The sequence below is a fragment of the Modestobacter muralis genome (assembly GCF_010682105.1).
In the GTDB taxonomy this organism is placed as follows: domain Bacteria; phylum Actinomycetota; class Actinomycetes; order Mycobacteriales; family Geodermatophilaceae; genus Modestobacter; species Modestobacter muralis.
Genome location: NZ_JAAGWH010000065.1, coordinates 1 through 8,926, shown reverse-complemented (window position 1 = coordinate 8,926; position 8,926 = coordinate 1). Strand labels below are relative to the sequence as shown.

The following is an 8,926-nucleotide window of genomic DNA, read 5'->3' as shown; positions in this document are numbered from 1 at the left end:
GCAACAGCCCCTGCGGATGATCACGAGCTCGTGGTCTGGGAGGCGGTTGGCGTGAAGTCGTTCGGGTTGTCGGTGGAGCAGCAGGAGCAGTTGTGGGTGCAGTGGCGGTCGGGTGAGTCGCTGCGCTTGATCGCCCGGTCGATGGGGGTGTCCCGCGGGCCGATGCGCAGGTACGTCGAGGCCTGCGGCGGGGTGCGGCCACCGACCCGCCGGCGGGGCCGACTGGCGCTGACCGCAGTAGAGCGGGAGGAGATCAGCCGCGGGATCGCCGCCGGCGCCACGTGTCGGGCCATCGCCCGGGGCCTGGGCAGGCAGGCGTCCACGGTCAGTCGGGAGCTGGCCCGCAACGGCGGTCGGGCTGCTTACCGGGCCGCGGCGGCAGACGCTGCCGCTGATGTGCGGGCGTTGCGACCGAAGCCAGCGAAGCTGGCCGGCCACGGCCGGCTGCGCGCCGAGGTCGTGCGAGGGCTGGGGTTGGAGTGGTCTCCGCAGCAGATCGCGGCACGCTTGGTCGTGGACTTTCCCGACGACCCGGACATGCGGATCTCCCACGAGACGATCTACTTGACCCTGTTCGTGCAGGCCAGGGGCGGGTTGGCGCGTGAGCTGACCCGGTCGCTGCGCACCGGGCGGGCCACCCGGCAGCCGCGAGGCGCGAAGCTGCCCACCGGCCGCGGGCAACTCCGGGACACCATCCCGATCTCCGAGCGCCCGGCCGAGGTCGCCGACCGGGCAGTGCCCGGGCACTGGGAAGGTGACCTGGTGCTGGGCAAGCTCCCCAGCGCGGTCGCCACCCTGGTGGAGCGCACCAGCCGGCTGGTGGCGCTGGTCGCGCTACCGGAGGGCAAGAAGGCCGAGCAGGTGCATCCCGCCCTGGCCGCTGCGATCCAGCGGGTGCCTGCTCAGCTGCGCCGTTCCCTGACCTGGGATCAGGGCAAGGAGATGGCCGAACACGCCCAGTTCACCGTCGCCACCGGGGTCAACGTCTACTTTTGCGACCCCAAAAGCCCTTGGCAGCGAGGCAGCAACGAGAACACCAACGGGCTCCTGCGCCAGTACCTGCCCAAAGGCGCTGACCTGCGCGCATTCACCCAAGACGACCTCGACGCCATTGCCGCACGCCTCAACGGACGACCCCGACAAACACTGGGCTGGAAGACTCCCGCCGAAGCATTCAACGAGGCCGTTGCACAGACCCGTTGAGACCGCCCCCGTTTGCGGGCGGCCCAGAACTGACCGTTTCTGGGCCGACGAGCCCGGACTCAGCCTGACCGCGTCGCCCGTCGCTCCACCGGGCCCTCACCCCGGACCTGCGCCCGGAAGACGATAGGACTCGTCCCCGTCCGCTGGTGGAAGTACTTGCTGAAGTTGGTGGCGCTGGAGAAGCCCAACTGTGCGCCGACCTGGGCTGCCGAGCGGTCGGTGTGAGCCAGCAGTCGCTTGGCTTCGAGCACCACACGCCGGTCGAGGACCTCCTTCGCGCCGACTCCAGTTGCGGCGAGGCTGGCGCGGGACAGCGTGCGCGGCGAGTACCCGAGTTCCCGGGCGTAGTCCTCCACGCGACGCCGACGCAGGAAGCCTCGTTCGACGGCGGGGCTGGTGCCGGACCGTGGTGGGTTCTTTATGAGAAGGGACGCTCCACCGGGTTGTGGCTGACTTTCGTGGTTGGTGCTCCGCCCCCCACCTCCGGGGTGTGCAGCGGTCGTGGCTCGTGTCCGCCGTCTGGCATGACGCGGCAGGGAGAAGACTGGTGCAGTCGTTGGGACCCTCGGCCGATATCGACATGGGAATGCCCGCGAACGGCCACGTGGAATTATCCGCCGACGGCGCGAAACGCCGTTCGCCAGCGCTAGGTCAGCGCACGGGAGTGGCGACTATGTGCTCACACCGTCACCTTGTGCGCGACCTTTCCGTCGTCGTCGTCGCCGCACGCTCGTCCCAGGAGGACACATGACCGCCGTTCAGCACCGTCGTCCGACCAGATGGTGGGGGGACCTGTCAGTCAGGTGGAAGGTCGGGTCCACGGTCGTGTGCGGGCTCCTGGTTGCCGGTGCCGTCGGTGGCGTGGGCCTCGAGCGGATGGCCGGGATGGACGGTGTCGGGGAACAGCAGCAGGCGGGAACCGCTGCCGCCGGGCACCTGGCCGCAGCTCATGTGGCCTTCCTCGACACCCGGTTGGACACTTACGGCGTGCTCTTCGCGGCACCAGAGAATCGGGCTGCGGCGCTGGAAAAGCTCAGCGCCGACGACGCGTCACTGGACGCGGCACTGCAGCAGTACGGCGAGGAGGGTGTCCCGGTACCCGAAGCGGAGGCGATCGAGCCGATCGTGACCCAGTACCGGGCGGCGCGGGCGCAGGACGTGCTCCCCGCAGCGGCGGCCGGTGACATCGCCGGCTTCCAGGCAGCGCTCCCGCAGGTCAGGGACCTGGGCGTCCAGGCGTTGGCCGCGTTCGGTGACGCTCAGCAGGCACAGCAGGCAGCGACGGTGAAGCTGCAGGACGACGGACACGAGGACTACCTGTTCTCGCGGAAGGTGCTGTTCACGGTCATCGGGGTGGGGCTGCTGCTCACCTGTCTGGTGGGCGTTGCCGTCACTCGCGCAGTCACCCGTCCACTGGTCCGCATCCGGGACGGGCTCCGCGCCCTGGCCGCCGGCGACCTGACGACGCGCACGGACGTCGACCGGAGCGATGAGCTCGGTCAGACAGCTCGCGCGCTGGACGAGGCACAAGGCAACCTGCGTTCGGTGCTGGCTTCGGTGGCGGCCTCCTCGGATGCGGTGGCGGCGGCGTCGGAGGAGCTGTCGGCGTCGGCGGCGGAGATCTCGGCCTCGGCGGATGAGACCTCGGTGCAGTCCGGTGTGGTGTCGGCGGCCGCGGAGGAAGTCTCCCGCAACGTCGCGACGGTGGCCGCCGGCGCCGATGAGATGGGCTCGGCGATCCGGGAGATCAGCCAGAGCGTCAACGAGGCCACCCGGGTGGCCTCCCAGGCGGTCGTCGAGGCGCAGACGACGACGGAGACCATCCAGGCATTGGGCACCTCGAGCCAGGAGATCGGCGCGGTGGTCAAGACGATCACGTCCATCGCCGAGCAGACGAACCTGCTGGCGTTGAACGCCACGATCGAGGCGGCACGCGCCGGTGAGGCGGGCAAGGGGTTCGCCGTGGTGGCCAACGAGGTCAAGGAGCTGGCCCAGGAGACCGCCCGGGCCACGGAGGACATCGCCCGCCGGGTCGAGGCAATCCAGGCCGACACCACGCGCGCGGTGGCGGCGATCGGCGGGATCTCCGGGGTGATCGGGCAGATCAACGACTTCCAGCTGACCATCGCCAGCGCGGTGGAGGAGCAGACGGCGACGACGAACGAGATGTCTCGGTCTGTGCAGGAAGCCGCCGGAGGGTCGACCGAGATCGCCACCAACACGACTGCAGTGTCGGCGGCTGCCTCGTCGACCACGCAGGCGCTGGGGCAGACCCGGCTGGCGGTCGACGAGCTGTCCCGGATGGCCAGCGACCTGCGCACCACCGTGGGCCGGTTCACCTACTGACAGCGACGTGGGGCGGGTTGCCCCGGGTTTTCGGATGTCTTGGGGTTCTGGTGGGCGGTCGGGGGCAGTGGGGCGGGCCGGCCGAACAGGTAGCCCTGGGCGTAGTTCACGCCCAGGGCGCAGAGGCAGGCCCGCTCCTGAGGGGTCTCCACACCTTCAGCGACCAGGGGCGCCCCGGTCCGGGTCGCGAAGGTGACCATGGCGGCGGTGAGGGCCTGTTTGGCCGGGTCGTGGTGGATGTCGGTGACGAGGCTGATGTCGAGCTTGATCGCGTCGGGGGTGAGTTTGAGGATGTGGCGCAGGCTGGCGTAGCCGGCGCCGGTGTCATCGATGCTGAGCAGGATCCCGGCCGCCTGCAGCTGCGCGGTGGCCGTGGCCAGGATGTCGTAGTCGGTGACCTGGGCGTGTTCGGTGAGTTCAACGCCGATGCCGTGGTCGCGGTGGTCCATCACCAGGTCGAACACCGCTGGGCGCAGCAGCGCCTCGGGGGACAGGTTGATCCCGATGGGCAGGTGCCGGGGCCGGTCGCCCAAGTGGCGCAAGACGCCGCGGAGAGCCAGTTCTTCCAGTTCCACCCCGAGGCCGGTGGCCGCCGCGTCACCGAACAGCGTCGCGGGGGGTGTCCCCGTCTGCTGCGGGGAACCGGGCGAGGGCCTCGTAGGCGACGGCGTCCCCGGTGTCCAGGTGCACCACCGGCTGGAAGACCACGTTCACCTGCTGGGCGTCGAGTACGTTGAGGACGTGGGCGCGGCGGGCGTGCCGGTCGGGGCGGCCGGGTTCGGCTCCGCCGATGTGGTCGCTGATCAGCTGGGCGAGGAACTCCAGATGCCGGGCCGAGGCCTCGGTCAAGTGCGGGTTCTGGTGGGGGCTGAGGACGCACAGCATGCCCACTGGCTCGCCTGCTCGGGTGCGTATCGGGACGCCGACGTAGGAGCCGATGTTCAGGTCTCCGGCGACCGGCAGGTCGCGGGTGCGGGGGTCGCGGGTGGCGTCGGTGACCACCGGGGGCAGCTGGCCGGTGAGCACCCGCACGCAGAACGAGCCCTCCAGGGAAGCGGTCATGCCGGGGCGGACGTTCATCGATGCCAGGTCACCGGTCGCGGCGTGGATGTGCTGCTGGGTGCCGGTGAACTCCGACAGCCAGGCGATGTTCACGCCCAGGCGCTGCCGGGCGGTGTCGAGGACCCAGGACACCCACGCGGGGTCCATGCCTGCCAGCAGCGACGGCGGGGGTGGCCCGGACGACGGCGCGGGCAGAAGCATGGTCATGACCTCATATTCGGCAGCTCGGACATTGAGCTACATCACTTCCTCCCTGCGAGTGCGCATCATGGCAGTGAAACGCTCGTCATAGGGTTGTCCGCAACCTTCTCTGTGTAATGCGTTCGCTGCCGGCTGGACCGCACGGGCCCGGCAGCGAGGTGAGCGCCGGCGGAACTGGGAGCCGAGGGACGTCGCCGGGCAGTGACTGCACTACGGGGGAGGCGTTTCACGGGGCCCCCGCCGGTGGGATGGCGGCGGCTCCACCGGCCGGCTGTCTGACCGGTGGAACCTGACCTGCCGGGGCCTCCAGGACCTTCGGGGCCGCGGCGGGCCACCTACCACCATGCGCCCGTCGGCTGCCCCGGGCTGGGTGAGCCACGACCGAGTGATGAGCAACGAACCATCGCCTGCCACCGCGTCGATTCCGACTAGATCAGCGGGGCGGCCGGACGCAGTACATTTCTCCGGTGACCGAGACCCCGGAGCTGCCTGCCGAGCCGATGGAGCACCTCGGTGAGGTGATGAGCCGGGTGGCCCGCGAGCTGCAGGAGGAGCACGGGGACGTGGAGGCCACGCTGCAGAGACGGTCGTCACGGTGGCAAATGGTCACTGGAGCGAGCGTCCTCGCCGACATCGACGAATCCCCAGATGGACGCCGTGGGGATCGGCATGACAGTGTCGAATGGACCGGCACGCTGGACAAGAGAAGTCGGCCCGAATGTTGGTCCATCCTCCGCCCTAGCGGCGTTCCGGTCATCGTGACAACGCGAACCACCGAAGGAGAAACCCGAGATGGCGACACAAGTCAGCAAAGCCCTTCTGGTGCGCCTTGAGGCGCTGCCTGGCAGGGAGGACGACGTCCGCGCTTTCTTGAACCAGGGGCTGTCGATCGTCGAGGGGGAACCCGCGACCGTCAGGTGGTTCGGCATCCAGTTCGGACCCTCCTCGTTCGGGATCTTTGACGCCTTCCCCGACGACGACGGGCGCCAGGCGCACCTGTCGGGGGCGGTAGCACAGGCGCTCGGCGAGAACACGGGTGTGCTCTTCGAGGCACCCGTGATCGAGCAGCTCGACGTCGTCGCCGAGAAGCAGCCCGCATAGAACAGGCGGCGCCCGCGGTGGGTTCGCCCGCCGCGGGCGGCTCGCGGATGTCTCAGCGCCTGCCGACAACGTCCCACCGCGGCGCGCTGCCATGGGCGACCGCGAAGGCAAGAACCGAAGTCTTCACTCCTACCGCGTCGATCACGACTGCGGGTTCTGAGCAGCGCCGAGCTCAGCATCCGGACGTCGACCACGGAGACGACGCAGTTGCATCCGCTCTGCTGGGCACTTGGCCGAGGTCGCCGCCACGGTCGCATGTCGATTCCCGCCACCAGCAGGCTTCGCCAGGGGCGTGGTCCTGCTTGTGGAGGGCGGACGCACCACCACAGGTACCCCCGAAGCTAGTGAATGCCCTCGCAGTCAGGACGAGGGACGCCTGCTGAGCGATCGAGCTGAGGGACCACGCGGTTGGCGGTTGCTGGCCAGAGCTCAGGCACTCCTGGGGTTGCGGCGATCGCAGCAACCCTTGGTCACACCTCTTGTGCGGGACCCGGACCAGCTTCAGCGGGTGTCTTACCTGAGCGACACGGGCGGGGTAGGGCCGGTGGTCCCGGGACAGTCACTGAGTCAGGCGATACGGGTCCGGTAGACGAACCCGGCCGGGAACACCGCGAGGAAGATCAGGTGCCCCTCGTGCGCCGTCCCTTGAGACCCTGGCATCGGCCGGTGCGGCAACCCTGCCCGCCGCTCTGACGATCGAGTACGGCGCCGCCCGCCGCGGCGGAGTCCACCCCGGCGACTTCGTGCTGCTGACTGCGCCCCCGCCAGCATCGCCTTGGTGGGCCTGCATTGCGGCACAGTCTGACGACCACCAAGCGCTCAGGTGTCAGTTGACACGACCTTGCGCAACCGCCGGGGGGGGTGTGGACCCCGGCGGCTTGCTAGCAGCCGTACCCACCAGGGGTGGCGGATGAGCTCCATCGGCTCACACTGGCGGACGGCAACCAGGCGTCGGGTCCTTGCTCGACCCGACGCCCGGTCGGCGGTCTCAGCCCTTCGTGGGGTTGAGGACGACCTTCGTCCAGCCCTGGTCGCGGGCGTCGAAGTGCCGGTAGGCCTCGGGCGCCTCGTCCAGACCCAGGTTGTGGCTGACCAGGCGGGCCGGGGTGGCCTTGCCCTGGTGGATGAGCCGGGCCAGCGCGCGGTTGTAGTTCTTCACGTTGGCCTGGCCGTTTCCGATCGTCTGGCCCTTGAACCAGAACTTGCCGTAGTCGAAGGCCAGCTGGCCCTTCTTGGCGAGCTCGTCGGAGGCGCCCGGGTCCTCGGGCAGGAACAGGCCGACCACGCCGATGGTGCCGGTGGCCTTCACGACCTCGACCAGGCCGTTCATCGTCATGTTGGGCTGCTCGACGCCCTGGCTGTCGTGTGCCTGGTAGCCGATCGCCTCCACGCCGCGGTCGGTGCCGCGGCCCTTCGTGGCGTCCTTGATCTGCTCGATCGGGTCGCCCGTGCTCGAGTTGATCCCGATCGCGCCGAACTCCTCGGCCAGCGCGAGACGCTCGGCCAGGTGGTCGATCACGTAGACCTCGCTGGCGCCCTGGAGCACCGCTGAGTAGCCGGCCATCAGGCCGACCGGGCCACCGCCGTAGACGGTGACCGAGTCACCGGGAGCGACCTTGGCCAGCCGGGTGCCGTGCCAGCCGGTGGGGAAGATGTCGGCGAGCATGACGTAGTCGTTCTCCTTCTCCACGCTGTCCTCGGGGAGCTGGAGGGCGTTGAAGTCGGCGAAGGGGACGCGCAGGTACTCGGCCTGGCCACCGCTGTACCCGCCCATGCCGGCGAACCCGTAGGCGCCGCCGGCGACGCCGGGGTTCACGGTGAGGCAGAAGCCGGTGCGACCCTGCTCGCAGTTCTCGCAGAAGCCGCAACCGATGTTGAACGGCAGCACGACGCGGTCGCCGACGCTGAGCTTGGTCACGCCTGCCCCGACCTCGACGACCTCGCCGAGGTTCTCGTGGCCGATGACCATGCCGGTCTCCAGGTCGGTGCGGCCCTCGTACATGTGCAGGTCGGAGCCGCAGATGTTGGTCGCGGTCACCCGGATGACGGCGTCGGTGGGATGCTCGACCTTTGCGTCGGGGACCTGCTGGACCGAGACGTCGCGGGGGCCGTTGTAGACGAGTGCACGCATGGGGGTTACCTCCAGGGATTGATCGCGGGACGCGGGAGCACGGCCGATGCTCGACCGCTGTGGCTCCCGGCGCTCCTCGCGCTCCCCTGGCCTGCCCGGTGCCCGGGGGGTTCAACCATCTCTGGGCGGCGCACCACCATCCGTCCGGTCCCCAGGCTGCATTCGACGCCGTTTAAACCCCTTTCGTCAGCTCCGCGGAAGCCACCAAACTGGTCCCGCACACTCGGACCGACCAGGTCGGCATAGCTCGAAAACCCCCGTTTCTGGGCCTCTCCGGGCACCTCTTGACTCGTCGGGCATTCCTGCAGGTCGACTGACGGGTCAACCGGCCCAGAACCGGTGCCCGAAATCAACGGCCCGAATCTCTCGACCTCTGACGTTTGTGGGCCGCTCCCGCTAGCCTGCGCGCGTGAACATGGTCGGCTACGCGCGGGTGTCCACCCTCGAGCAAGACCCAGCGCTTCAGCACGACGCCCTGACCGCCGCTGGCGCGGTGCGGGTCTTCACCGACTACGCCTCCGGCGCCAACACCGCCCGCCCACAGCTCATCGCCTGCCTGGACTTCCTGCGGCCCGGGGACACCCTCGCGGTCTGGCGAATCGACCGGCTCGGCCGATCGGTCGCCGACCTCACCACCATCGTCAACGACCTCGGCTCCCGCGGCATCCAGTTCCGGTCCCTCACCGAAGCCATCGACACCACCACCGTCGGCGGGGAACTCGTCTTCCACATCTTCGCCGCCGTCGCCCAGATGGAACGACGCCTCATTAGCGAACGCACCCGCGCCGGCCTAGCCGCCGCCCGGGCCCGCGGCCGCGCCGGCGGCCGCCCCACCGTCATGACCCCGGAACGGCTCACCGCCGCGCAGGCCATGCGCGCACA

At 69.6% G+C, this 8,926-nt stretch carries 8 protein-coding genes; 4 read left to right on the top strand and 4 right to left on the bottom strand.

Translation table 11 applies throughout. The features are described 5' to 3' along the window. Window positions 1-51: 51 nt before the first annotated feature. Window positions 52-1,203: an IS30 family transposase gene (locus GCU67_RS20175; protein WP_163613165.1), complete on the top strand. Its 1,152-nt coding sequence runs from the start codon at window positions 52-54 to the stop codon at window positions 1,201-1,203. A gap of 59 nt (window positions 1,204-1,262) precedes the next feature. Here GCU67_RS20175 and GCU67_RS21455 read toward each other — a convergent pair whose 3' ends face one another. Beyond that, on the bottom strand, window positions 1,263-1,559 hold the full coding sequence (locus GCU67_RS21455; protein WP_211661795.1) for a helix-turn-helix domain-containing protein: 297 nt from the start codon (window positions 1,557-1,559) through the stop codon (window positions 1,263-1,265). A 505-nt stretch (window positions 1,560-2,064) separates the two neighbouring features. Between GCU67_RS21455 and GCU67_RS20165 the strand changes: the two genes are divergently transcribed. Next, entirely contained in the window at window positions 2,065-3,549 is a 1,485-nt protein-coding gene (locus GCU67_RS20165; RefSeq protein ID WP_338105184.1) for a methyl-accepting chemotaxis protein, read from the top strand. On the opposite strand, the gene GCU67_RS20160 is transcribed toward GCU67_RS20165, so the two are convergent. Together GCU67_RS20160 and GCU67_RS20155 are read right to left on the bottom strand one after the other, a co-directional pair. Continuing rightward, on the bottom strand, window positions 3,543-4,124 hold the full coding sequence (locus GCU67_RS20160; protein WP_338105183.1) for an EAL domain-containing protein: 582 nt from the start codon (window positions 4,122-4,124) through the stop codon (window positions 3,543-3,545). The two genes, GCU67_RS20165 and GCU67_RS20160, sit on opposite strands and share 7 nt — an antisense overlap. Before the next feature lie 22 nt (window positions 4,125-4,146). Beyond that, window positions 4,147-4,818, bottom strand: a complete 672-nt coding sequence (locus GCU67_RS20155) for a GAF domain-containing protein (protein ID WP_163613161.1) — start codon at window positions 4,816-4,818, stop codon at window positions 4,147-4,149. Between the two features lie 786 nt (window positions 4,819-5,604). Between GCU67_RS20155 and GCU67_RS20150 the strand changes: the two genes are divergently transcribed. Further along, window positions 5,605-5,913 (top strand): putative quinol monooxygenase, encoded by a 309-nt coding sequence (locus tag GCU67_RS20150; RefSeq protein WP_163613160.1) that lies wholly within the window; start codon window positions 5,605-5,607, stop codon window positions 5,911-5,913. A gap of 988 nt (window positions 5,914-6,901) precedes the next feature. On the opposite strand, the gene GCU67_RS20145 is transcribed toward GCU67_RS20150, so the two are convergent. Further along, complete coding sequence (locus GCU67_RS20145; protein WP_163613159.1) at window positions 6,902-8,044, bottom strand: glutathione-independent formaldehyde dehydrogenase; 1,143 nt, start codon at window positions 8,042-8,044, stop codon at window positions 6,902-6,904. Window positions 8,045-8,459: 415 nt separating this feature from the next. Here GCU67_RS20145 and GCU67_RS20140 point away from each other — a divergent pair. Continuing rightward, window positions 8,460-8,926, top strand: a 467-nt coding sequence (locus tag GCU67_RS20140) for a recombinase family protein (protein WP_211661796.1), incomplete at its 3' end; no start/stop codon positions are given.

Coding starts and splice junctions, on each gene's coding strand:
- GCU67_RS20155 (WP_163613161.1), bottom strand. CDS start 4,818: ATGACCATGCTTCTGCCCGCGCCGTCGTCCGGGCCACCCCCGCCGTCG.
- GCU67_RS20150 (WP_163613160.1), top strand. CDS start 5,605: ATGGCGACACAAGTCAGCAAAGCCCTTCTGGTGCGCCTTGAGGCGCTG.
- GCU67_RS20145 (WP_163613159.1), bottom strand. CDS start 8,044: ATGCGTGCACTCGTCTACAACGGCCCCCGCGACGTCTCGGTCCAGCAG.